This is a genomic window from Erwinia sp. JUb26 (genome assembly GCF_003751505.1).
GTDB lineage: Bacteria > Pseudomonadota > Gammaproteobacteria > Enterobacterales > Enterobacteriaceae > Erwinia.
The window spans coordinates 29025-52007 of record NZ_RJVB01000004.1 but is presented as its reverse complement, the minus strand read 5'-3'; the positions used below and the strand labels follow the sequence as shown (position 1 = coordinate 52007).

The window sequence follows — 22983 nt, the reverse complement described above, 5'->3', positions numbered from 1 at the left end:
TTCTCCCGTCAAATTAGTTCAACATATTGAACCAAGGTCTGTATTATGAACTTTATGCGAGGGGCAGTATGTCAGGGATTTCCAGTGCAAAAAGCGATCAACCGCTCAAAAGCGTCGATTCGGTGCCCGCTCTGCGGCGCGCGGTGACCATCCTCGATCTGGTGGCGGCAGCCGGCGGTTCGCTCTCGGCGGCGGAGATCACCCGGCAGCTGGCACTGCCCAAAAGCACGGCACACGGCCAGATTAACGTTCTCACCGAGCTGGGATTACTGGTCAGAACGGCGGAAGGCACCTATCGTCTGGGGCCACACCTCATGCACTGGGCGGACGGTTTCCTGTCGCAGATGGATTTTGTTGCACTGTTTCGCGACTACTTCGCCACGGATAGCGAGCTGGACGGCTACACCATCACCCTGACCGTGCTCGATCGCGATGAGGTGGTATACGTCAGCTGTCGTAATGCCGATCAGCCGCTGGGGCACAGCTTCCGCATCGGCAAGCGTCTGCCCGCCCCCTTCACCGCCACCGGTAAAGTGCTGCTCAGCGAGCTGGAATATGGCGAACTCGAACGGATCTTTGCCGATCGCTTTCCCGCGCCGCTGACGGCCTCCAGCGTCAGCAACCTTACTGAACTGCAGACGGAATTTCCCGGCATCCGGGAACGGGGATTTTCGATTGATAACGGGCAGATCCACGAAGCGATGACCTGCGTCGGCGCGGCAATTTACGATCATAGCGGCAAAGTAGTGGCCGGGATTGCCACCAGCTTTCTCAGCAGCGAGGCCCGTTCGGATATGACCACGCGTCTGGGAGAGAAGATCCGCCATGCCGCGATCGCGCTGTCGCGGCAGAGTGGCTATCGCGGAGGGTAAGCAACAGGGTGAGGATGGCACTTTTCTGCATGGGATATCACGGCACGTCGCTTTTATCCGAAACGCGTGCTTCAGCGTTCCAGATGATCTTTCAGCCACGCCAGCGCCTTCTGCGCCCGGCCCGAAAGCGGCCATTCCGCTCGATGAATCAACCAGATCCTGTCCACCACCGGCACGGTACAGGGCATCACTTCAATTTCGTGCTGCCCGGCAAACGCCAGGCGTGCAAAGCGGGGGAGTACGGTAAAACCCAGGCCGCGGGCAACCGGGCTGAGGATCAGGGCAATCTGATTGCTGAAGCCGTGGCACGGCAGCGAGCGCACGCCGGGGTTGCCGGGAAAGACCCGACTCAACAGCCTTGTGGCCATTGCCTGGCCGTCGGGGTGATCGATAAATCCCAGCGCGGCCAGATCCTGCCAGCTTTCCACTTTTTTCCCTGCCGGAAAGACCAGCTCCAGCGGTTCCCGGGCGAACGGTTCAGCAACCAGGCGTGCGTCGTCGGGCTGGCGGGTCATCAGGCCCAGCTCATAGCGATTCTCCAGCACCGCTGACAGTACCTCATCATCGGGTGCAAAACGGTGGCGGATTGCCAGACCGGGCAACGACTGCTGCAAACTCAGCAGCAGCGGATAACAGCGCAGCCCGATGCTGCCGGGGGTGATCAGGCTGATATCGCCACAATCCCGGTCATTTTCCTGTAACCGCATCTCCAGCCGCTGGCTGGCTTTTTCCATTTCCCGGCAGAACTCCAGCAGCGCAATCCCTGCTGGCGTCAAATCGAACCGCCGTCGGCTGCGAACGATCAGCTGACCGTAGTGATTTTCCAGATAGCGCAGATGCTGACTAACGGCCGCCTGGGTGATCCCCAGGCTGTCGGCGGTGCGGGTAAAGCTCTCCTGCTGGCAAAGCAGGGCAAACGAGCGGAGCCATTGCGGATTGACCATAATGATATTTTATAAAAACCATAAGTCTGACGATATTTTCATATTACACCTGCACGCTTACTCTACGCTTTTCTGTTCGCCACGAGGCATATCATGACCCCTTACCCGCGCAGTTTTTCCCATATCGGCCTGTCGGTCACCGACCTGGACGCCGCCGTTAAATTTTATACCGAAGTGATGGGCTGGTATCTGATTATGCCGCCGACGGAAATTACCGAAGACGACTCCGCAATTGGCGTGATGTGCAGCGACGTGTTCGGTGCGGGCTGGCATTCATTCCGCATTGCGCACCTGTCCACCGGCGACCGTGTCGGGGTGGAGATCTTCCAGTTCATGGATGCGGTGAAGCCGGAAAACAACTTCGACTTTCGTAAGTCAGGCGTTTTCCACTTCTGTATTCAGGATCCGGATGTGGAAGGGCTGGCGGAGAAAATCGTGGCGGCCGGCGGCAAACAGCGCATGCCGGTGCGCGAATACTTCCCGGGCGAAAAGCCCTATCGCATGGTGTATATGGAAGATCCGTTCGGCAATATTATTGAGGTCTACAGCCACAGCTACGAGCTGACCTATTCCGCTGGTGCCTACGCCTGATGAGGTCATGATGATCGCACTTTCCCGACGTTCGCTGCTGATTAATCTGGCAGCAGCTAGCCTGAGCAGCGCACTTCCCCGGATCTCTGCGGCGGCTACCAACACAACGCTGCCGCTAAAAGTCGCCGCGCGATCGCCGTGGATGGCGAACCAGGTGGCCCTCACACGTGACAACGTCATGTTTCTTGGCCTGCCGCGCTACGCCAAAGATAAATCCACACCGTCACTGGTGCGACGGGATGCCAGCGGCGAGTTCCAGCCTTTTCCCGGTAACGCCTGGAATGACTGGCAGCGGGGAAAGGATGGTGCGAACGCCTTTGTCTATCTCAATTCGGTGCATATCTTCGCCGATGATACGGTATGGTGCGTCGATCAGGGGTCGTTAAGCGCCGGCGTTTTCTCTGCGGCCGATGCCGTTCCGCAACCGGGCGCGCAAAAGCTGGTACAGCTGGATGCCCGCTCCGGTGAAATCCTGCGCATCCTGCGCTTCGACAAGACGATCCTGCCTGCGGGCGCGCAGCTGAACGACATGCGTTTCCACGGCTCCACGCTGTATCTCTCCGACTCCGGGCTGGGTGGGATCATTGTTCACGATATGCAGAGTGGACAGACGCTGCGCCGCCTGTCAGGGGCCAGCGTAGTGAAAGCCTCGGCGGCAAAAATCCCGTCAATCCTGGCGCACGTCAAGGGAGGGAAAACCTTCCATCCGCCCAACAGCGACCTGCTGGAAATCACCGCAGACGGCAAATGGCTGTACTGGGCCGCGCCGACCGGGCCGCTTTACCGCATCGAAACACACTGGCTGAAGGATCGGGCACTTAATGATGGACAGTTAGCGGAGCATGTCGAACAGGTGTATGCCAATAACTTTGCCGGTGGCTGCTGTATGGACTCGCGCGGCAATGTCTATTTTTCGGAAACCGTCACAGGCAATATCACCCTGCTGTCACCCGAAGGGAAAACGGTGGTTATCGCCTCCGATCCTTCGCTTATCCGGCCGGATGGCACCTTTATCAGCGCCGATTGTAAACTGTACATCCCGGTGAAACAGCCCATTCCGGACGCCAGCAGCCTGGATACGCCCTTTGTGATTTACGCCGTCGACCTGCCTGAATCATTTGCCGGTATAGCGATTGGCGGTGCGGTGAATGGCCGCGCGTGAGTGCCGTTCAGATTCGCCGGGTATCCCCAGGTGGCAAATACGGCCGACATCAACCGCCCGCATCTGCCTCATCATTAGCGCAGCAGATGCTCGGTCGGCAGTGCGGTAGTGTACTTCACCTGGCTCAGGGCAAAGCTGGAACGGATACTCGCCACGCTGCGGATTTGCGTCAGGCACTCCTGAATAAACACCTGATATTTCTTCAGGTTTTCCACCACCACGCGCAAAAGATAATCGGCTTCCCCGGTCATCAGATAGCATTCCATCACTTCAGGCCGGTTGCTGACGGTGCTGGTGAACTCCTCCAGCGACTGTTTATCCTGATGCCTGAGGGTGACGTGGACGAAAACGTTGACCTCCAGCCCCAGACTTTCCGGATCCACCAGCATCACCGAGCCACGGATTACCCCTTTTTCGCGCATTTCGGTCACCCGTCGCCAGCACGGAGACACCGACAGCCCGACCCGCTCGGCCAGTTCGGCATTGCTGATATCGGCCTGCTGCTGCAGGATATCGAGGATTTTAAGACTGACTTCATCCAGCTGCGGCTTCTGTTGCGGCATAGTTTTCCTTTCTTGATAGCTTTTAGCGTTAATTTTTTCTTTAACGACGCAAGACAAGAACAAAATAGCACGGTTTTACCTGATGAAGCGGCATAGCATTATCGTATTCATGCTGATTTATCTGGAAACCCGATGAGCGTTATCACTTCCGAAGCCCTGAAACAAAATGCAGCCCGTTACGCCGGGCGATCCACCCTGTTATGGCTGCTGCTGATGGTGGTGCTGTGGGGCTTAAGCTGGCCCGCGACGAAACTGGCACTGAACGTCACGCCCCCGCTGTGGCTGGCCGCGATCCGCTTCGGCTCGGCCGGGATCTGCCTGTTTGCTTTTGTCGCCCTGCGCGGCCAGCTCAGACTGCCGTCGCGTCAGGATCTGCCTATCGTCGCCTCGGTGGGGATTATGCAGATGATGGTGTTCACCGGGCTGGGGATGATCGCCATGCGCCACACCGACACCAGCCATGCGGTACTGCTGGCGTACACCACGCCGCTGTGGGGGATCCTCACTTCATGGATGCTGCTGAAACATGCACCGTCTAAACTCCAGCTGGTGGCGCTACTGACCGGAATGGCCGGTATCGGGCTTATCTGCTCGCCGTGGGAAATGCAGTGGGATAACCCCGAGGTACTGATGGGCGCGGCGCTGTTGATTATCGGCGCAATTTCCTGGTCGCTGGTGATCGTCCACGTGCGCCATCACCGTTGGGCATCATCGCCGCTGTCGCTGGCCCCGTGGCAAATGCTGCTGGCTGCGGTTCCGCTGGCGCTGATCGCCTGGGGTGTGGAAGGCTCACCGGCGACGATTGCATTCAATGCGAACCTGCTCTGGCTACTGCTGTTTATCGGCCCGGTGGCGACGTCGCTGTGCTTTGTGATCTCATCCGAGCATGGCCGCCGGGTGAGCGTGTTTACCATGTCCAATGTCACCCTCGGCGTACCTCTGATCGGGGCGGTGGCCGCCGTCGTGTTTCTGCACAACACGCTGTCATCGCTGTATATCGCCGGGCTGCTGCTGATTTTCTCCGGCGTGATGTTGACCACGTTTGCCGCCGTGAAAAAGTAAATTTTCTCAGAGGCCCAACCGGGCCTCTTACCCCGTTAAATCCAGCACATCACCGTTTTTCGACGCCCGACATCAACCCATCGTCAAATCTTCCGCGGCCTGCCACTCGGCTACCAGCGCGTTCACCAGTTCAGCCGCGGGCAGCTCGCGGGCAAGCGGGGCACCCTGACCTGCCCACTGCGCACCGTAGCCGTGATCGCCTTTTGCACTGGCCGCACCCGCCAGCGCTTTGCCAAGCGCATAGGTCAGCGGATAATCCGGGATAGCCTGCACCGGAACATCCTGCATCATGCGGCAAAAGTCGTTGGTAATGCAGCGCGCCGGTCGCCCGGATATCGCCGCCGTCATGACAGTACTGGCTGACTGTGCGCTTTTCATCAACTGCCGGTAAGCCGCATTCGCCGCAGATTCCGGGCACAATACAAAGGCGGTACCCAGCTGTACGCCCGTTACACCCAGCGTCATCATCGCCGCGATTCCCGCACCGTCCATCACGCCGCCTGCGGCAATCACCGGCAGCCGGGAAACCTGGCGTATCGCCTGTACCAGCGTAAAGGTGCTGAGCGCCCGATCTTCAGCACGCGGGTTAAAAATACCCCGATGCCCTCCGGCCTCAATGCCCTGTGCAACGATGAAGTCGATACCTGCGGCCTCAATGACCTGCGCTTCCTCAGGACTGGTCGCCGTCGCCAGCGTGACGATGCCCTGCGATTTCAGCCGCCGGATAAAGTCCGCCGAAGGCAGGCCGAAATGGAAGCTGACGGCGGCCGGACGGGTGGCCAGTAACACTTCCAGCATCGCGTCATTGCCGCAGAAGGTCTGATAAATCTCGGACAGTTCTGCCGGAGGAGCCGCATCAAAGCGCCTGAAGCGCTCGTCAAAACGTGCAATCCACGCGCTTTCCCGCTGCGCATCGCGCTGCGCCGGGGCGTGGCAAAAAACATTGACGTTGAGCGGGCCGCTGGTCAGCGCCAGCGACTGCCGTATCATCGCCTCCGCCTGCTGCGGCGTTGATGCTCCTACGCCGATCGAGCCCAGCGCCCCGGCATTGCTGACGGCGGCGGCCAGTTCAGGCGTGGAGACACCGGCCATCGGCGCCTGAATCAGCGGAAAGCGGAGGTTAAGGGTTTTGCAGAGCTCATTGTCCATTCGATCATCCTTTGCGGCGTTGCGGGACGGACCATAAAAACGAATGGCAAGAGTATAAGATCGTTTGTGCGGGCTGGCGCTCTCAATATTACTTTTATGAGTACAAAAGGATGCGCAATAGAGAATTGAAAATATATTTAATGTGAGATAATTGTTATTATATTGTTCAATTCAATTATTCTAAAAAAGAATTTAAAATATGATTGCCTGCGGTAAAAATTTACACTAAGTTAATTATCGTAAATGATTCTCTTTACTCTCTAAAATAACTCTGCAGCCAGGTATTAATGGCGAGGATGCCATTAACCGCTTTCGGAGTGGATATCTCATTGAACACAGCATTAGCCGTTATATTTGAATTATAAAAAATCGGAGCTGAATCATGATTGAAAATATCCTCGCGAATATCAATAGTCGCCTTAACAATAAAGACGTCGCCGCCTTATTGTTAAGGATAACCCTGGGTGGCTTATTACTGTTTCACGGCTGGCACAAGGTCCATAGCGGTATCAGTTTTATTTTAAACACCCTCGGCGAACATGGCGTTCCCGCCTTTGTTGGCTACGGCGTTTACCTGGGTGAAGTGGTGGCTCCGATACTGATTATTCTCGGTATCCTCTGCCGCCCCTCCGCGTTGGCAATCATTGGTACGATGGTAGTGGCATGGCTGCTGGTGGACGTTGATAATACGCTGGCGCTGAGTGAAACCGGCGCATGGGCTATAGAAGACCTGGTATTCTACGTGATGCTGTCGGTTATCTTACTGTTCCTCGGCAGCGGCAGATACTCAGTGATAGCGAATCCCAACTGGCGGTAAAAAAACGGGCGGCCCGCCTGTCGCGAAAGCTGCCCGATTTATTGCTGAACCCACTGAACGCGGGTTTATGCGTTGTCGATTTTAGGCAAGAACCACGCCAGTAGCCCCGCCAGCGGCAGGAATGAACACAGCCAGTAGACATTCTCAATACCGGTTTTATCCGCCAGCGCGCCCAGTACCGCCGCAGCAATCCCGCCCAGACCAAAGTTCAGCCCGTAAAATAATCCGCCGACCAGACCGATTCGATTCGGTGCCAGCTCCATGGCGTAAATCAGAATGGCGGCAAAGGCACTGGCCATGATCAGGTTGATCAGAATTGTCAGCACTACCGTCCAGTGGAAATCCGCATACGGCAGTATCAGCGTCAGCGGCAGCGGGCCAAGAATCGAAATCCAGATGATTTTATAGCGGCCGATGCGGTCACCCAGAATCCCGCCCAGCAGCGCACCCACCGCCGAAGCGGCGAGGAACAGGAACAGCATAAACTGGGATGTGGTGATCGAGGCACCAAAATGGTCCATCAGATAGAACGTGTAAAATGAGCGGAAGCTTTCGTTATAGGCGTTTTTGGAAAACATCAGCAGGGTCAGCACGATCAGCCCGGTTGCCACCACCGCCGGCGGGTAGGTTTTGGACTTGTGTCCGCTTTTTGCCTTTGCTTTTACCGACTGAATAAAGCTGTGCTTCATGGCATCGTGGCGTCCGGCGGTCCAGATCATCAGCGCCACGGCGAACAGCGCCAGCACCGCAAACCACGCCAGACTTTCCTGCCCGCGCTGCACGATAATCAGCGCCGCAAACAGTGGCCCCATCGCCCCGCCGGCCTGCCCGCCCACCTGGAAGATGCCCTGAGCCAGCCCCTGCCTGCCGCCGGATGCGTAGCGCGCCATACGGGTCGCTTCCGGGTGGAAAATGGAGGAACCAATACCGATGCTGGCAGCGGAAAGCAGGATCAGATGATAGCTTGGTGCATACGCCAGCCCCACCAGTCCGGCCAGGGTAAACATCATGCCGAGCACGGTGGAATAAGGATACGGGCGACGATCGGTAATCGCGCCCACGACCGGCTGCAGGAGCGATCCGGCAATCTGGAAAGTCAGGGTGATAATACCGATCTGCACAAAATCGAGCTGATATTTCTCTCTTAGTATCGGGTAAACGGCGGGTATCAGAGACTGAATAAGATCGTTAAGTAAATGCGTTAACCCCAGAACAAGCAGCACGCTCATCCAGGTTTTTGGCCGCGCAACGGCCGCAGTATTATTCATTTTTATACCAGTAAGATAGTTTTAATACGTTATTGTTCTAACGCAGGAGAATTGAATTTGCCATGAATCAGATGCCGTCCTGGCAACCCCTTTTTAGCAGATGTTAAAGATTGGAAACAAGTTAAAAAAGTGACGGGTGATGGAGTTTTGAACGAAAAAAATAACTCCGCAAATCCTTAGCAGAAAAATCGCTTAGCCGCGAAAGATGGCGTGCGTTTCTATACCGCCCGCAAAACTATCACCCAGCGCTGGCCGAAACAGACAGCGCATGAAGCTTCTCAGTTTGCGTTCCCCAGCCATTAACTGACGGCCTGGCGGTTTCCGCCTGACCAGTCATGACATGACACTTCACTTTCAGGCGGCAGAATTTACGGTCGTCTGTTGACCAAAAAAGATATCGGGGAAACAAACCGCGTCATCTTCCCTCCCACGCCAAAAACTAAGCCTCACATCAATAAGTGCTAATATTTCATCATTAACAGTACTGAAATGATAAATTATTAGCACTATGGCAAAAAAAACCGCCCCACTTCTTCCGCAAACCATCGATCTTCTCAATGCATTGGGAGAACGCCTGATGCTTGCTCGAAAACGCCGTAAGTTAACCGCTAAGCAGGTAGCAGAGCGCGCAGGTATGACTGCGATGACTTTAAGATCGCTGGAGTCAGGAGGATCGGGAGTGACCATCGGTGCCTATTTGTCGGTAATGCAGGTGCTGGGCCTGGAGCAGGATTTGAACCTGCTGCCGGCCAACGACCTGCTGGGCCGTCAGCTTCAGGATTCGCAGCTGTCTTCACCAACAAAAAAATCGAAACGCGAGGCGCGTTCCAGCTTTGTCCCATCATCTGAGGATAGTAATGCGCGAGAAGAGAAAGCCGCGCCATACTCTATCGCCACTGCCAAAAAGAGTAATGATGCTACTCCGGCAGATGTACCGCTCACCTCAGCGGGTCTTGCTGGTCTGCTTAAAACGCGAAGTCACTCGAAATAACCAACAAAGGAACCGACGATGACAACGATCTCCGTCTGGGCAGACTGGGATGGACTTTCGCAGACCAGATTGTTAGGGACTTTGCATTGATCTCGTATCCTGCACCTCGCCCCCAAAATACTACTTACCAATAACATTTATTTTTGTAAAATAAATCATTAAATATCATCATGATAATGACATTATCATTGCAAAAATTATCTAGCTGACTAAAAAAATAATGTGAGCCTTCTTCCAGAATCCACTTTGTCCACTGGCAGGCTGTTACCGGTATCCCGCAGAATAGAATATATAATCCCAATTGAATATATATTCAGGAGTAGAAATGGAACCGGTTCACAAGCTGTCCGTGCGGGAAAAAATCTGTTTTGGTCTGGGAGATTCGTCCGCCAATATCTTCCTCGGCATGACGATGATGTTTCTGCCCTATTTCTATACCGACGTGCTGGGTATCTCGGCGGCGGCAATGGGCCTGCTGTTCGTTATCGCTCGCCTGGTGGATGCGTTTTACGATCCCTTTATCGGTAACGTCGCCGACCGGCTGCAAACCCGGCATGGGCACTACCGCCCCTGGCTGCTGTGGCTGGCGGTGCCGTATGGCCTCTCCTGCCTGTTGGTGTTCCTGGCACCCGATTTTTCCCCGACGGGAAAACTGGTCTATGCCTATGCCACCTATCTGTTCCTGATCCTGATGTATGCCTCAACGGTGGTTCCCTACGTCGCGCTGCTGTCGGCGCTGACCAGCGATCCGCAGGAACGGCTGGCCGCCAACGCCTGGCGCTTCCCGCTGGCGAAGATGTCCTTCCTGATCTGCTCGGTGACGGTGCCGATGTTCGTTGCCTGGTACGGCAAGGATAATGAAGCGCAGGCCTATATGGTGGCAATGAGCATGATTGCCGTGCTGGCCACCGCCATGATGCTGAGCTGCTTCTTCGGCACCAAAGAGCGTGTGAAACCCGCATCGTTGGCGTCAAACGTTTCCTTTAAGCAGCAGCTGCGTATCACGCTTTCCGCGCGCCCGGTGGTGATTTTCTACATTTTCAAAATCACCAGCTCAATCGCCTTCGTGATTAAGGGCAGCGCGACGATTTACTTCGTGAAGTACTTCCTCGGCCGCAGCGACGGCTTCGTCTCCGGGCTGCTCTCCGCCACCGCCATCGCCGGGATTATTGCGCCGATGATCGCCCTGCAGCTGATAAAACGTAAGAAAGTCAGTGCGCTGGGCACGCTCAAGCTGGCCCAGGCCGGAGGATGCATTGCTGCGCTGGCGCTGTTTTTTGTCAGCCCGGAAAATATCTGGCTGGCGGTGGCATTACTGGTGGTCTCGGTCCTGCTCGCCGAAATCGGTGCCATCACCGCCTGGGCGCTGCCGTCGGAATGCGCGGACTACTGCGAGCGTAAAAGCGGCCTGAAGATGTCCGGATTTATCGCCGCCGGCACCCTGTTCACGATGAAAATCGGCCTGGCTATTGCCGGAGGGCTGGTGGGCTTTGTCTTAAGCATGAGTGGCTATCACGCCGGTGTTGCCATCACTCCCGAGATCCTGAAAGGCATTATTTTCCTGATTGCTGGCGTACCCGCCATCTTCCACGGCATCAGCCTGGTGCTGATTATGTTCTTTAATCTGGATGACAGCCAGGCGGCGCACGCGTCGTCATCGCTGCCACACCAGCCCGGTATTCACTAAGCTGAGGAATCCTGAGATGTTAGTTTCCCCTTCCATACTGACCACCGCGAAATGGTCGCGTGCCGAATTCGTTTTTACCGCAGATAACGATCCGGCACATTTTACACTGTCCTGGATCGCGGCCACCTTCCGCAATGGCGACGACCGGAAGGTGGTGCGCGGGTTTTACGATGACCATGGCCGGTTCCTGCTGCGCTTTATGCCGCAAAGTGAAGGCATCTGGACGTTTTGTACCGACAGTAATATCGCCAGCCTCAGCGGCATTACCGGCAGCGTTAACTGCACGCCGGCAGACGCTGATGCCAGCGGACCGATAGAAACGGATGAAACCTTCCACTTCCGGACCGCCAGCGGCAAGGCCTGGTATCCGTTCGGCACCACCGCCTACGTCTGGAACTATCAGTCTGACGCCGTGCAGGAGCAGACGCTGGCCTCGCTGACGGCCTCGCCGTTTAACAAGATCAGAATGTGCGTGTTCCCAAAACACTACACCTATAACTTTAACGAGCCGCAGCGGTTCCCGTTCCCGGGCAATATCACCGACGGGTTTGATTTTTCACGCTTCGACTGCGCCTTCTTCCACCAGCTGGAAAACCAGATCGACGCGCTGAAGGATCGGGGGATTGAAGCCGACCTGATTATCTTTCATCCCTATGACCGCTGGGGCTTTGCGGAGATGGAGGCCGAAACGGATCGCCGCTATGTGGACTATCTGGTGGCCCGCCTCTCCAGCTTCAGCAACGTCTGGTGGTCGCTGGCCAACGAGTTCGATCTGCTGCGTAAAAAACCCCTGTCGTTCTGGGACGGTGTGTTTAAGCAGATTACGGCGGACGATCCCTACGGGCATCTTATCTCGATCCATAACTGGCATAACCCGCCGATTCATTACACCAGCAACGACCACTGGTACGATCAGACTGACCCGCTGATTACCCACGCCAGCATCCAGCACCACGATCTGTGGTTCGTTCCCGCCTGGCGCGAGCAGTTCGGTAAACCGATCGTCATTGATGAATGCCGCTATGAAGGCGACGTTGACTGCGGCTGGGGCAATATCAGCGGCCGCAAGATGCTCAACCTGACCTGGGAGGGCGTCTGCGCCGGGGGCTACGTGACCCATGGCGAAAGCTATCTGAGCGACGATGAAATCATCTGGTGGTCGCACGGCGGCAAACTCAAAGGCGAAAGCCCCGAACGCATCGCGTTCCTGCGCAATATCCTTGAAGATGGCGAAGCAAAACGCCTGTCGCCGTGGAAGGGCCGCAGCCACTCGCAGTGGGATGTCACCATCGGTCATATGGGTGACGATTACTGGCTGCTGTGGTTCGGCGACAACCAGCCGGGCTTTAAGCTGCTGACCATGCTGCCGGAAGGGAAAGAGTTTGTGGTCGAGATTATCGACGCCTGGGCAATGACCGTGGAACGCGTGCCCGGAACGTGGCGCAGCGGCGACAGGCTGCCGCTGCCCGGCCGCCCCGGCATCGCCCTGCGCATAACCGCCGTTTAATCTTCAATTAGCGCGCGCGCCGTGGGGTAGTCGGTAATCAGCACGTTCAGATACCCGCCACTCAGCGCCGCTTTAATCGCCGTCACCTTCTCCTGCCCGCCCGCCAGCGCAATGGCATGCGGGCAGCTTTTTAGCTGTGCCAGCGTCATGCCAATCGCCGGATCTTCATCCTCATCCAACACGGGCTGGCCCGCCTCGTTGAAATAATGCAGGCAGATATCGCCTACCGCGCCTTTTTCGGTCAGCGACAGCAGCATCGTTTTATCGTAGTAATTGCCCGAGTGGCGCAGCAGCTGCGACGGTTCCATATCGCCGATGCCGACCACGGCAGTGGTCACTTCATTAAACTTGTGCAGCACCTCACTGACATCCTTACTCGCCGCCAGCAGATCGCGGCTGGTCACCGAGCCTTCGATAGACTGCGCCGGAAGCAGCCACGCGCGGCAACTGAGCCGGTTTGCCAGGTCCTGGGTCAGAATGGTGGCCTGCACGTTGCCGTTAACGCCTACGCCGCCAAGCAGCTGGATCACGCCGTCAACTTTGACCGTTTGCGGGTGCATTTCACTGACCATCGCTTTGATGGTGCTGCTCCAGGATGAAATCCCGACCAGCTCGCCGTTGCGCAGCCGCGTTTCCAGATAATGCGCGGCGGCGGCACCGATGGCCTTGCGCACCTGTGCGGCATCGTCATCTTCCGCAACGTCCACCACGATCGCCTGCTGGATGCCGTATCGCTGTTCAATGCCGCGCTCGAGCTGCGGAAACACGTTATCAGGCTGGACCACACTGATTTTAACAATCCCCTCGCGAACGCTGCGATTCAGCATGCGGGAGACAAAAGACTGAGAAAGATTCAGCGCGGTGGCGATCTCAGCCTGCTTGGCGCCTTCGTTGTAATAAAGGTTGGCGATTTTCACCATCAATCTGATTTCGTTTTGCCTGATCATAAAGCCTCGTAGTTAAACATTCCTGACTGCGCAGAGCGTAAGCTAAAGTCAGCACCATGGCGGCGGATAATATCTGCGGTTAAATTGTGATCGCGATCTCAATTATAGGCTGAAGCGATAGTTTGCCCCTGTTACTGCGGTCATAATAATAAATATAAAATCAATAGTGAATATATATTCAATCCCGAACGTAAAAAAACCTGCGAACTGCAGTTAACACGGTTTCAAAACTGAACGGCCGCTGACAAACGGTCTTTATTTTTACCCCGCATGAATATTTATTCATGCATGAATTAGTATTCAGGAGTAGCAGATGAATCCTTTCAGATATGATGTGCCGGAACTGCAGAAAAAGGCGCGCGCCATACGTCGCCGCATCATTGAGCTGAACGCCAACAGCCCGGCGGGCGGCCACACCGGCGCGGACCTGTCGCAGGTTGAAATCCTGACGGCGCTCTATTTTCGCATACTGAACTGCGCGCCGGACCGCACCGACTCGGAGGATCGGGATATCTATATCCAGTCCAAAGGGCATGCGGTGGGCGGCTATTATTGCGTCCTGGCCGAAGCAGGATATTTTCCGACCGAGTGGCTGCCCACCTACCAGCACGCGGATTCGCGCCTGCCGGGCCATCCGGTGCGGCAAAAAACCCCGGGTATCGAACTGAATACCGGTGCGCTTGGCCATGGTTTACCGGTTGCGGTTGGCCTGGCGCTGGCGGCGAAAAAAAGCAATCACGCTCGCCGCATCTTTGTGGTGACCGGGGACGGCGAACTGGCCGAAGGCAGTAACTGGGAAGCCGCTCTGGTCGCTGCCCATTACGGGCTGGATAACCTGATTATCATCAACGATAAAAATAAACTGCAGCTGGCCGGTGCCACCCGCGACATCCTGAATACCGATCCGCTGGCGGAAAAGTGGCGTGCCTTTGGCCTGGATGTGACCGAGTGCCAGGGCAATGATATGCAGGACGTCGTGGACACGCTGGAGGGGTTAAAACCCGCCGGAAAACCACAGGTTATTATCGCCAATACGGAAAAAGGCTTCGGGATCTCGTTTATCCAGGGGCAGCCGGAATGGCATCACCGCGTGCCAAAAGGCGAAGAGATCGCGCTGGCGCTGGAGGAACTGAACGATGAGTAATGCAGAACACCTGGCAAGCGTGATGGTTGACGCCTTTATAGACGCCGTGAACGAAGGGATCGATCTGGTTCCGGTGGTGGCCGACTCCACCTCAACCGCAAAAATCAGTCCGTTTGTTAAAGCGTTCCCCGGCAGGCTGGTCAACGTCGGGATCGCCGAGCAGACGCTGGTGGGCACCGCCGCAGGCCTGGCGCTGGGCGGCAAAGTCGCCGTTACCTGCAACGCCGCACCCTTCCTGATTTCCCGCGCCAACGAGCAGGTGAAGGTCGATGTCTGCTATAACAATACCAACGTAAAATTGTTCGGGCTGAACGCCGGTGCCAGCTACGGCCCGCTGGCCAGCACCCATCACAGCACCGACGATATCGCCATCATGCGCGGCTTCGGCAACATTGAAATCTACGCGCCGTCCTGCCCGGTGGAATGCCGTAAAATCATTGACTATGCCCTGCGCCACACCGGTCCGGTTTACATCCGCCTGGATGGCAAAGCGCTGCCGGTACTGCACGACGACGATTATGCGTTTGTACCGGGTAAAATCGATACCCTTCGCGAGGGTTCGGACGTGGCGCTGGTGGCGCTGGGTTCTACCGTGCATGAAGCGGTCAGCGCGGCGGAGATCCTCAACGAGCAGGGCATTTCTGCCAAAGTGATTTCCGTGTCTTCGGTGCGTCCGTGCGATACTCAGGCGCTGTTTGAACAGCTGAAAGACGTGCCGTACGTCGTCTCGGCTGAAGAACATAACATTAACGGCGGCGTCGGCAGTCTGGTGGCGGAAGTGCTGGCGGAACACGGTCTGGGCATTCGCCTGAAGCGACTGGGTCTGGCGGACGGGCAGTACGCGATCGCCGGCGACCGCGCCGCAACGCGTGACCGGCTGGGGATTGATGCGCAGGGCATCGCCCGCACGGCACAGCATCTTATTCGCGGAGAAAATGTATGACCTCACCGGTGATACTGGCGATTGATGAAGGCACGACCAACGCCAAGGTTCTGGCAATCAACGGTGAAGGCGAGGTGGTCGCACGCAGTAGCCGCCTTCTTTCTTTGTCTCACCCGCAGCCCGGCTGGTCCGAGCAGGATCCGTGGACGATCTGGCTGGCGGTGAAGGATGCCATTGAGGAGTGTATCCGCCTGAGCGGTGAGCCGGTGGCGGGCATTGCGATCAGCAATCAGCGTGAATCGGTGCTGATCTGGGATCGTAAAACCGGCGAACCCGTTACGCCACTGATCAGCTGGCAGGATCGTCGTTCTGAAGCCTTTTGTCAGCAGCTGCAGGAAAGCGGCCAGAACGCCAGAATTACCGCACTTACCGGGCTGGCGGTAGACCCGATGTTTCCGGCCGCCAAGCTCACCGGCATGCTGCAGTCCATCGCGGACGGCTATCGCCGCGCGCAGAACGGTGAACTGTGCATCGGCACCGTCGACAGCTGGCTGAGCTGGCGACTGAGCGGCGGCGCGGTGTTTGTCACCGACCACGCCAACGCGGCCCGCACTCAGCTCTACAGCCTGGAGAAAAAAGAGTGGGACGATGAGCTGCTGGAACTGTTCCATATTCCGCGTGCCGCCCTGCCTCAGGTCATCGCTTCGGCCGAATCCTGCGGTGAAACCGCCGCCGATGCCGCTGTAGGGCTGCCTGTGGGCGTGCCGCTGCTGTCTCGCGTTGGCGACTCTCACGCCGCGCTGTATGCGCGCGCCAGACCGGGCGTGGACACCATCAAATCCACCTACGGCACCGGATCGTCGCTGATGATGTCCACCGATCGCCCGGTACAGAACGAATCCGGGTTAAGCACGACGGTGGCCTGGCACGACAGTACGCTGCGCTATGCGCTGGAAGGCAATATCACCCATACGGGATCGGGGGCCGCCTGGGTATCAAAAATGCTGGGCATCGACAGCCCAACCCGCCTGACCGAGATGGCGAAAACGGCCGGATCGAACCAGGGCATTTACTTTGTGCCCGCGCTATCCGGCCTGGGTGCGCCGTGGTGGGATCTGAAGGCGCGCGGCCTGATCTGCGGCCTCACCGATGCGGCCACGCCGGAAACGCTGGCGCGGGTGGCGCTGGAATCGATTGTGTTCCAGATAGCGGATGTGTTCTTCGCGATGGAGCAGGCGTGCGGCCATGCCCTGCCGGAACTCTACGTTGACGGCAGCGCTACCGCCAATCGCTGGCTGATGCAGCTACAGGCCGATGTCCTGCAGCGCCCGCTGCGCTGCGCGCCAACGCCTGAAGTCTCTGCATTAGGGGCGGCGGTGATGGCGGGGAAAGTGCTGGGCTGGTGGCAGCATGGGCGTGACCTGGCCGCGCTACAGGGCGGTGCGGTGATCGTACCGAGGCCCGAGCAGGCCGAAGCGATGGCGCAGAGCTACGCAGGCTGGCGGGAGGCTATCGCCCGCTGCCGTTTCCAGCCGGGTTGAAAGCAGGTGTTATTCATTCCACATTAACGACGAAACGTCAGGCCGCCATAGATAAAGCGGCCTCGTTCCTCACTGATTTGCTGCAGCTCGTTTGCCTCGGTGGCAATCAGCATGGTTTGCAGCAGCACGCCGAGATAGCAGTCCGCCATAATCTCCACCGGAATATCCGGGCTGAAAAACCCCCGCTGCTGTTCAATCAGCATGTTGCGCGCGATCCAGCGCTTCAGCTTATCGCGCGTTTCCCGATCCTGCGGCTGCTGGAAAAGGCTGATCATTGTCAGCTCGCGGTTGCGGTGGAAGAATTCAAGGTAGCGCAGGAAGCTGGCGGACACGTTTTCCAGCACGTTTTCCTTCGGCAGCGAGGCATCGATCAGCATCGAAGCCACCAGTTCTTCCAGCTCGCGATCGAACTTATCGATCAGCAGGCTGTAGATTTCGTCCTTGCTCTGAAAATAGCTGTAAAAACTGGGCTGCGTGACGCCAGCGGCTTTGACGATGTCGCTGATACGGGTACCGTGAAACTGCTTTTTCGCAAACAGCGTTGCGGAAACCGCCAGCAATCGTTCCCGGGTCTTTTCACCTTTTCGCATGGGCGGGGTCGCGTTTTTCATGGAGGCTCCGTGGCAAAAATCATGCAATACAGTAACATAATTATGTTGCCCTGCCTAAGAATGTCCTGCGGCAAAACCCGGCCTGGGCCGGGTTTATTGGGGACTTTCGGGAATTTACCCTACTCCCTGAACTTCCTCTCAATTTCTTCCAGCGACAGGCCGCGCGTTTCCGGCAGATACTTAAACAGCAGCACCAGCATCACCACATTGCACAGGGCAAACACGCCGAAGGTTGAGCCGCCGCCCCAGGCGTTAAGCATAATCGGGAACAGCGACTGGATAATAAAGTCGAAGCCGAACAGGCCAAATACCGCAATGCCCATCCCCAGCCCGCGTATCCGCAGCGGATAGATTTCCGAGAGCATCAGCCAGAATACCGGCGCAATCCAGCCCTGCATAAACACCAGAAACAATGACATCAGCGCCAGAATGATGTAGCTGGCACCGGCAAAGTTACCCTGCAGTACGCTCACCCCGTTATGATCTTCGTAGTGGAAGCAGAGTTTGAACGCCAGGCCAATCATCACCAGCACCAGCGTTACGGCGATCTGGCCGCTGAGGAACATTTTGCGTCGGGGGATTTTGCCGATGATTGCCATGCCCAGCACGGTGGCGATAATCGATATCAACCCATTGGCAACGGCGGCGGTAACGGCGGCGGCATCGCCCAGTCCGGTGGATTTCAGCACGCTCGGCGCGTAGTACATGATGGTGTTAACCCCGGTAACGCGGGTCGCCAGCACGATCATCAGGCCAATCAGAATCAGCTTAATTACCCATTTCTTGCTCAGCTCCTCGCGAATGCTCGGAGCGTTGGCATCCAGCGCGATAATCTGACGAATATCGGCAATCTCTTTCTCCACCTCTTCCGGCTGGCGCACCATCGACAGCACACTGCGCGCCTCTTTCTCTTTGCCGCGCTGCAGGAAGAATCGCGGTGATTCCGGCATCATCATCATCCCGAACCACAGCAGCACGCCGGGGATCGCCGGGATAGCCAGCATAATGCGCCAGTTGTGGCTCAGTTCGGGATACGCGTTGACGATCCCGGCGTTAACCGAGTAGGCCAGGAACTGGCCGGTGACGATCATCAGCTCGTTAACCGTCACCAGCCGTTCTCGCTGGTTGGCCGGGGCCAGTTCGGCAATATAGACCGGCACGGTCACCGAGGCGCAGCCTACGGCCAGCCCGAGAATAAAGCGAGCCGCCAGCATGGAGGGAATGTCCCAGGCCACCGCCGTTGCCAGCGCGCCGAAGATAAAGATAATCGCCACCCACAGCAGATTTTTCCTGCGCCCCTGGCGGTCCGACAGCATGCCGCCGAACAGGGAGCCAAACGCCGCACCAAACAGCAGCGAAGACGTAATAAACCCTTCCGCCGCCGGGCTCAGCCCGAGATCGCGGTTCATAAACAGTAATGCGCCGGAGATCACCCCGGTATCGTAGCCAAAACATAAACCGCCAATCGTCGACACCAGCGTAATGCGTTTTATATTTTTCCCGGAGGATTGATCCTGCACGGCTGTATTCTGTCGAGCCAGTTTTTCTTCCATCGTGATTATCTCATCCTGGTAGTCAGATAATATCAGGCAGCGTATTGAGGTAATTAATGGCTGCCTGTTTTCAGGTACAAACACCAACGTCAATAAGTCGTTTTTAAACGCCGCACACCCCTGTGTCGTTTGTTCTATTATTAATCACGAATGAAATTTATATTCCAATGACGGAAGTTGCTCTGCAACGGAAAGCCGTGAAGAGCTGTGAGGCCTTTCACAAAGATCGGCGCTGTGTACAAAAAATCGCCAAATCCACTAAAAACACAATGCATTGATTTTAATCCATTTTATAGGTAGCCGTGCTGATTTCAAGATCTAAAAATAAACATCTACCTCACAAATAATTCCTCATTGAAACGCCCATTTAACACTCATCTCAGTAAGGACTTAGGACAAATTCACGACGATAATCTTCATTTATCTATATTTAATAATAAGTTATATCACAGCAACTTTTCGCACCCGGTGAGAAATGTTACCTGTGTAACAAAATAAAAATTCCACAAACAAATTTATTGAAACGTAAAATTCACAGATATATTCTTGGGTTTGTGCACGAGGGAGGAATAAGTAGGATTTACCGCCGTTCTTTCCCTCACCATTAAAAGTTGCTCTTCGGGCAAACGTTTTTGCACTTAATTTCATTCTGCTGAGGTTTAACATGCTAAAAGTTGCTTTATTAGGTGCCGGGCGCATTGCTCAGGTTCACGCTCGCCATATTCACGACCATCCGGACACGGTGCTTTATTCGGTATCGGATATTTACGCAGAGGCGGCGTCAACCCTCGCCGAAAAGTATGCCGCTCGCGTACTCTCAGCAGATGAAGCGATCGCCGACCCGCAGGTTGACGTGGTGCTGGTTGCCACCTCCACCGATACTCATGCCGGTTTTTCCCTGCAGGCCGCCCGCGCGGGCAAAGCGATATTCTGTGAGAAGCCGATCGACCTGAACATCGAGCGCGTGAAGTCCTGCGTGGCCGAAATCAAAGCGCTCGGCGTGCCGTTTATGATTGGCTTTAACCGCCGTTTCGATCCGAACCACGCCCACCTTAACCGTGCCCTGCGCGGCGGCGAGATTGGTGAACTGGAACATCTGCAAATCTGCTCGCGCGATCCGTCGCCGCTGCCGGACGACTACCTGCTGGTTTCCGGCGGTATGTTCCGCGATATGACCATTCACGATTTCGACATGGCGCGCTTCCAGCTGGGCGAAGAGCCGGTGTCGGTGTCGGCCATCGCCTCCGCGCTGGTCAGCCCGACGGTGAAAGCGGCCGGGGATGTTGATACGGCGGTGATCACCCTGCAGACCGCCTCCGGCAAGATTGCGGTGATCAACAACAGCCGCCGTTCAGGCTATGGCTACGATCAGCGCATCGAAGCACACGGACAGAAAGGCTGCCTGTACGTTCACAACGTGCCGACCACCACGCTGGTGAAAGTGACCGAAGAATTCGGCGCGCAGGCGCAAAAGCCACTGCACTTCTTCCTTGAGCGCTATCAGGAGGCGTTCAGCGAGCAGTGGAAAGCCTTTGTTGCCGCGCTGAAAGACAATCGCCCGGTACCCACCAACGCGGACGACGGGCTACGCGCGCTGCTGCTGGCCGAAGCGGCGATCGAATCGTTTAAAACGCAGAAAGTCGTTAGCGTTAACCTGGAGGGATAAAAGATGAAAATCGGATTAGTGTCTGACAGCCTCGCCCATCTCCCGGTGGATGAGGTGATCAAAACCGCAGCGGAACTGAAGCTGGACTGCATCGAGTTTGCCACCGGCAACTGGTCAACCGCCCCGCACCTCAACCTGGAAAAACTGCTTTCCAGCACCTACGCCCGGGCGGAGCTGAAGAGCAGGCTGGACGATAACGGGCTGACGCTCTCCGCGCTGAACGCCAACGGCAACCCGATGCATCCGGGTGAAACCGGGAAGATCCACTCCGACTGCCTGTATAAAACCCTGGAGCTGGCTAACCTGCTGGGCGTGGAAAACGTCATCACCATGTCCGGCCTGCCGGGCGCGCCGGGCGACAGCTATCCCAACTGGATTGTCACCTCATGGCCACCTGAAACGCAGACCATCCTGAAACATCAGTGGGAAGTGGCCGAAGGCTACTGGGGCAAAACCGCCGAGGCGGCGCGTACCTACGGCGTGAAAATCTGCATCGAACTGCACGGCCAGCAGCTGGCCTACAACCTGCCGACCTTCCTGCAGCTGCGGGAGATTACCGGTGATGTGGTGGGCCTGAACTTCGACCCGAGCCACATTATGTGGATGGGCGGCGATCCGCTGGCGTTTATTCGCCAGGCGGGCAGCATGATCTATCACGTCCACGCCAAGGATACCTTTATCGACACGGTTAACCGCGCCACCGCCACGGCGCTAGATAATCGCCCGATGACGCAGAGCCGCGAACGCAGCTGGTCCTACGTGACGCTGGGCTACGGCCAGACGGAACCGTGGTGGAATGCCTTCTGCTACCATCTGGCGCATTTTGCCAGCCCGGATCTGACCCTGAGCATCGAGCATGAAGATATGAATCTGTCGAGGATGGAAGGCGTGATTAAATCGGTGAATCTGCTGAAGCGCACGGCAACCATTGAGAAGTCAGACTACGTGTTACCGGCTATCTGATCGAAAAACAGCCGCCGCACTCAAGCCCGCCACCCGGCGGGCTTTCTCGTTATCCCGCCTTTACCTGAATCCCCTCCATCCACAGCTTTTTGTACTGCGTAGGCGGAATGCCGACCACCATTTTAAATACCCGATGGAAGTTGTTGACGCTCTCATAGCCCACCTCGCCGGCGATGGTGGTAACGTCCATATCGGTATTCACCAGCAGCGACTGGGCTTCCCCTACCCGTCGCCGAATCAGGTATTGCTTCGGCGTGTAGCCGGAGAACTTCTTGAACAGGTGGATCAGGTAGAAGCGGGTGATCCCGGACGCCGCCATAATCGACTCCAGGTTAATCGGCTCTTTATAGTGCTCATCAATAAACTGCTTAATCGACAATCCCAGCGAGGCGTCGGTTTTTTCCAGCTGTTCATGGCGCGCCAGGCAGATATTGCGACAGATCACCACGATCGCATTCAGCAGGTGATGCGTGACCACACCGTGGTGGCGCTCATTATTAAAAATTTGCGCACAAAGCGCATCAAACAGGCCACACAGCGCCTGGCTTTGCTCCCCTGCCGCAATCACCGCGCTTTTATCGCGCCCTATCAGGTGATTTTCAGGCAGCCCGTCGATGTGCAGCTGGCTGATACCGCAGCTGTAGATCAGCGAATCCTCGCTGACATGCGGACGCTCATCATGGACCACGCCCTGGTTAAAAATCAGGATATCGCCCTGCTGCGCGAGGTACTGACGGCCCCCGATCAGGTACTGGCCGCTGCCCCTGGCAACAAACATGATTTCCAGTCGGTCGTCATGCTTATGCATCACACGCGGGATGGCGGACTCTTCGCCCTGGGTTTTACAAACAAACAGCAGCTTCGGCGCGGTGTGCGCGACGTAATCGGGATAGACGGTGACGTCATCCTGGCAGTGGGTCAGCATAACAGCCTCACAGTATTATTTTCGCAGCGCGGAACGCTGGCAGGGTCGGGTTTATTCTCTCTGAATATGCACAAGTTGCAAGGCGGGAAGTTGTGGCAGGTATCACGCTAAGATGATGAAATGATTGATTTAGATAG

21 protein-coding genes are annotated in these 22983 nt (G+C 56.4%); 13 read left to right on the top strand and 8 right to left on the bottom strand.

From position 1 onward, the window contains the following. The first annotated feature begins 68 nt into the window (after positions 1–68). Positions 69–872, top strand: a complete 804-nt coding sequence (locus EC836_RS11825; protein ID WP_123333283.1) for an IclR family transcriptional regulator — start codon at positions 69–71, stop codon at positions 870–872. Between the two features lie 71 nt (positions 873–943). Here EC836_RS11825 and EC836_RS11820 read toward each other — a convergent pair whose 3' ends face one another. Further along, on the bottom strand, positions 944–1816 hold the full coding sequence (locus tag EC836_RS11820) for a LysR family transcriptional regulator (protein ID WP_123333281.1): 873 nt from the start codon (positions 1814–1816) through the stop codon (positions 944–946). 93 nt (positions 1817–1909) lie between these two features. Here EC836_RS11820 and EC836_RS11815 point away from each other — a divergent pair, with 93 nt between their 5' ends. Together EC836_RS11815 and EC836_RS11810 are read left to right on the top strand one after the other, a co-directional pair. Next, complete coding sequence (locus tag EC836_RS11815; protein WP_233599281.1) at positions 1910–2407, top strand: lactoylglutathione lyase family protein; 498 nt, start codon at positions 1910–1912, stop codon at positions 2405–2407. Positions 2408–2417: 10 nt separating this feature from the next. Next, a complete protein-coding gene (locus tag EC836_RS11810; RefSeq protein WP_158612785.1) occupies positions 2418–3569 on the top strand; it encodes an L-dopachrome tautomerase-related protein in 1152 nt (383 codons plus the stop codon). A gap of 74 nt (positions 3570–3643) precedes the next feature. Here EC836_RS11810 and EC836_RS11805 read toward each other — a convergent pair whose 3' ends face one another. Continuing rightward, on the bottom strand, positions 3644–4132 hold the full coding sequence (locus EC836_RS11805; RefSeq protein WP_123333275.1) for an Lrp/AsnC family transcriptional regulator: 489 nt from the start codon (positions 4130–4132) through the stop codon (positions 3644–3646). 132 nt (positions 4133–4264) lie between these two features. Between EC836_RS11805 and EC836_RS11800 the strand changes: the two genes are divergently transcribed. Then, positions 4265–5194 (top strand): DMT family transporter, encoded by a 930-nt coding sequence (locus EC836_RS11800; protein WP_123333273.1) that lies wholly within the window; start codon positions 4265–4267, stop codon positions 5192–5194. 72 nt (positions 5195–5266) lie between these two features. On the opposite strand, the gene EC836_RS11795 is transcribed toward EC836_RS11800, so the two are convergent. Beyond that, positions 5267–6388, bottom strand: a complete 1122-nt coding sequence (locus EC836_RS11795; protein ID WP_255416843.1) for a nitronate monooxygenase family protein — start codon at positions 6386–6388, stop codon at positions 5267–5269. Positions 6389–6725: 337 nt separating this feature from the next. Between EC836_RS11795 and EC836_RS11790 the strand changes: the two genes are divergently transcribed. Further along, positions 6726–7160, top strand: coding sequence for a DoxX family protein (locus tag EC836_RS11790; protein WP_123333269.1), 435 nt, complete (start codon positions 6726–6728; stop codon positions 7158–7160). Positions 7161–7225: 65 nt separating this feature from the next. On the opposite strand, the gene EC836_RS11785 is transcribed toward EC836_RS11790, so the two are convergent. Next, complete coding sequence (locus EC836_RS11785; RefSeq protein WP_123333267.1) at positions 7226–8428, bottom strand: MFS transporter; 1203 nt, start codon at positions 8426–8428, stop codon at positions 7226–7228. Between the two features lie 508 nt (positions 8429–8936). Here EC836_RS11785 and EC836_RS11780 point away from each other — a divergent pair. The 3 genes from EC836_RS11780 to EC836_RS11770 all read left to right on the top strand — a co-directional run bounded on the left by EC836_RS11780 (position 8937) and on the right by EC836_RS11770 (position 12613). Further along, complete coding sequence (locus EC836_RS11780; RefSeq protein WP_123333265.1) at positions 8937–9419, top strand: helix-turn-helix domain-containing protein; 483 nt, start codon at positions 8937–8939, stop codon at positions 9417–9419. A gap of 325 nt (positions 9420–9744) precedes the next feature. Continuing rightward, positions 9745–11106 carry a glycoside-pentoside-hexuronide (GPH):cation symporter gene (locus EC836_RS11775; RefSeq protein ID WP_123333263.1) on the top strand — a complete coding sequence of 454 codons (1362 nt, stop codon included), beginning with the start codon at positions 9745–9747 and terminating at the stop codon, positions 11104–11106. A 16-nt stretch (positions 11107–11122) separates the two neighbouring features. Beyond that, a complete protein-coding gene (locus tag EC836_RS11770) occupies positions 11123–12613 on the top strand; it encodes a DUF5605 domain-containing protein (protein WP_158612784.1) in 1491 nt (496 codons plus the stop codon). On the opposite strand, the gene EC836_RS11765 is transcribed toward EC836_RS11770, so the two are convergent. Next, on the bottom strand, positions 12610–13560 hold the full coding sequence (locus EC836_RS11765) for a sugar-binding transcriptional regulator (RefSeq protein ID WP_123333259.1): 951 nt from the start codon (positions 13558–13560) through the stop codon (positions 12610–12612). The two genes, EC836_RS11770 and EC836_RS11765, sit on opposite strands and share 4 nt — an antisense overlap. Positions 13561–13873: 313 nt before the next feature. Here EC836_RS11765 and EC836_RS11760 point away from each other — a divergent pair, with 313 nt between their 5' ends. From EC836_RS11760 to EC836_RS11750, 3 genes are read left to right on the top strand one after another with little or no spacing between them, the layout of a single operon-like run. Further along, complete coding sequence (locus tag EC836_RS11760) at positions 13874–14704, top strand: transketolase (RefSeq protein WP_123333257.1); 831 nt, start codon at positions 13874–13876, stop codon at positions 14702–14704. Next, on the top strand, positions 14697–15647 hold the full coding sequence (locus EC836_RS11755; RefSeq protein WP_123333255.1) for a transketolase family protein: 951 nt from the start codon (positions 14697–14699) through the stop codon (positions 15645–15647). Before EC836_RS11760 ends, EC836_RS11755 begins: the two co-directional genes overlap by 8 nt. Continuing rightward, on the top strand, positions 15644–17128 hold the full coding sequence (locus EC836_RS11750; RefSeq protein ID WP_123333253.1) for an FGGY family carbohydrate kinase: 1485 nt from the start codon (positions 15644–15646) through the stop codon (positions 17126–17128). The genes EC836_RS11755 and EC836_RS11750 overlap by 4 nt, the downstream gene beginning before the upstream one ends. Positions 17129–17151: 23 nt before the next feature. Here the strand turns inward: EC836_RS11750 and EC836_RS11745 are convergent, their stop codons facing one another. After that, positions 17152–17739 carry a TetR/AcrR family transcriptional regulator gene (locus EC836_RS11745; protein ID WP_123333251.1) on the bottom strand — a complete coding sequence of 196 codons (588 nt, stop codon included), beginning with the start codon at positions 17737–17739 and terminating at the stop codon, positions 17152–17154. 119 nt (positions 17740–17858) lie between these two features. Continuing rightward, positions 17859–19259 (bottom strand): sugar porter family MFS transporter, encoded by a 1401-nt coding sequence (locus EC836_RS11740; RefSeq protein ID WP_233599279.1) that lies wholly within the window; start codon positions 19257–19259, stop codon positions 17859–17861. Positions 19260–19956: 697 nt separating this feature from the next. Between EC836_RS11740 and iolG the strand changes: the two genes are divergently transcribed. Together iolG and EC836_RS11730 are read left to right on the top strand one after the other, a co-directional pair. Further along, on the top strand, positions 19957–20958 hold the full coding sequence (gene iolG / locus EC836_RS11735) for an inositol 2-dehydrogenase (RefSeq protein WP_123333247.1): 1002 nt from the start codon (positions 19957–19959) through the stop codon (positions 20956–20958). 3 nt (positions 20959–20961) lie between these two features. Next, positions 20962–21921: a sugar phosphate isomerase/epimerase gene (locus tag EC836_RS11730; RefSeq protein WP_123333245.1), complete on the top strand. Its 960-nt coding sequence runs from the start codon at positions 20962–20964 to the stop codon at positions 21919–21921. A gap of 49 nt (positions 21922–21970) precedes the next feature. Here the strand turns inward: EC836_RS11730 and EC836_RS11725 are convergent, their stop codons facing one another. Next, the gene (locus EC836_RS11725; RefSeq protein ID WP_123333243.1) at positions 21971–22846 is read right to left on the bottom strand and encodes an AraC family transcriptional regulator; all 876 of its coding nucleotides are present in this window, start codon (positions 22844–22846) and stop codon (positions 21971–21973) included. Positions 22847–22983: the final 137 nt, after the last annotated feature.